This is a genomic window from Rossellomorea oryzaecorticis, from assembly GCF_045897515.1.
GTDB lineage: Bacteria > Bacillota > Bacilli > Bacillales > Bacillaceae_B > Rossellomorea > Rossellomorea enclensis.
Map to the genome: position 1 here is coordinate 1 of NZ_JBJOSA010000045.1, position 1605 is coordinate 1605.

Sequence of the window (1605 nt, forward strand, 5' to 3'; positions counted from 1 at the left end):
AAACATACTAAGATTAGTGGGTAAAGTCATCGACGGATGACTTTACCCACTATTTTTCTTTTTAGAGTTATAGTGAGAAGTGAAAGAAAGCTCGACCAAAGCCTCAAGGATTTCGAATCCGTATCAAAAACCGAGCCTCTTCACTTTCATTTTTGAATCAGGTTTAAGTATGTTGGGGCCACGAGCTCGTGTATAGGAAATTAGAATCAAAATGAATAAGTGAAGATCTTTCAAAAGGACAACGAAGAGAGGGAAAATATTTGGAATTAGTAATTGCTTTAGATATTTCTATGGGGAAAAGCTACAAAGTGATTTACGATGGTCAAACTTGTCTTTCGGAAGGGGAATTTCTTCATAATAAGTTTGGTTTTCAAGCGCTGCTTGATGAGATCGGAAACCTTTCTGAAGAACCTATTCTTGTTTTTGAATCAACAGGTATTTATTCAAAACCAGTTGAAACCTTTTGTCAAAAGAATCAATTGCACTACTCTTTATTAAACCCTCTTGAGGCAAAAAAACAACTAGAACAAGGGACTCTTAGAAGCTGGAAAACGGACAAGCATGATGCTCATAAACTGGCGCAAGTTCATCAACAAAATTGCCGAGTAGAAAAAATCCAACAACCAGAAATATATAGTCGACTCCGGGATCTTTCTCGCTTTTATCAGGAAATAGAGGAAGAAAAAAGCGTATACGAATGTACTTGCATAATGCACTACAATTAAGTTTTCCAGAACTTGAACACTTTTTCTCGAGTAAAATGACACCTTACGCCTTAACTTTGATGGATCTATTTCCTCACCCAGACTTTGTTTTAGAAAAGAGCGAAACAAAAATCAAGAACCTTTTGAAAAAAAGTACCACAAAAAGAATTTCAGAAAATCGTGCTAAACAAAAGGCAAGTCAAATAATAGAATACGCCAAGGAATCCTATCCCGCTATTTCTTCAGCGAGTATTCAAACATTAAAAGTTCAATATTATGCAAAACAACTCCTCCGCTTATTAGAGGAAAAAGAACACGTTTCTAACCAGTTGATTAACGAGGCAAAAAAGCTTCCTGAGTTTGAAGTACTTATCAGTCTCCCTGGGGTGGGTGACATTAGCGCAGGACTTTTTATCGGTGAGTTTGGTGACCTCTCTCGCTTTTCTAATCATAAAAAAGTCAACGCATTTGTGGGTATTGATATTCGAAGATATCAGTCTGGAAAATACGCAGGACAAGATCGTATTAATAAACGAGGAAATCCTAAAGGACGAAAAATTTTATATCTCATCGTTCGGAATATGATCCGCCAACAAAAAGCAGGATCAAATCATATTGTCGATTATTATTACAAATTAAAAAAGCAACCTATCTCCAAAAAGGATAAGGTTGCCACTGTAGCTTGCATGAATAAGCTACTAAAATGCATATATTCCATGATCAGGAACAATACAAAGTACGATTACTCGCACACGGTCTCTATGGACCAATAATATGTAGTTTAGTATACCATGAATATCCTCAGTTTAAAATTATGAATAGCTGAGGTTTATTTCCTATGCCCAAATAATAGTGAACAATCCTTCAACTTATGATTTAGTACTTGACTAATCGTAGGAAA

Annotated in this window: 2 protein-coding genes; both read left to right on the forward strand. The window is 35.8% G+C overall.

The features are described 5' to 3' along the window. Nucleotides 1–260: 260 nt before the first annotated feature. Nucleotides 261–725: an IS110 family transposase gene (locus tag ACKA06_RS21575; protein ID WP_411160625.1), complete on the forward strand. Its 465-nt coding sequence runs from the start codon at nt 261–263 to the stop codon at nt 723–725. Continuing rightward, entirely contained in the window at nt 698–1477 is a 780-nt protein-coding gene (locus tag ACKA06_RS21580; protein ID WP_411160626.1) for a transposase, read from the forward strand. Before ACKA06_RS21575 ends, ACKA06_RS21580 begins: the two co-directional genes overlap by 28 nt. The last annotated feature ends 128 nt before the right edge of the window (nt 1478–1605 follow it).

Bases quoted from the DNA above. Each gene is read 5' to 3' on its own strand.
- ACKA06_RS21580 (WP_411160626.1), top strand. From the start codon at position 698: ATGTACTTGCATAATGCACTACAATTAAGTTTTCCAGAACTTGAACAC.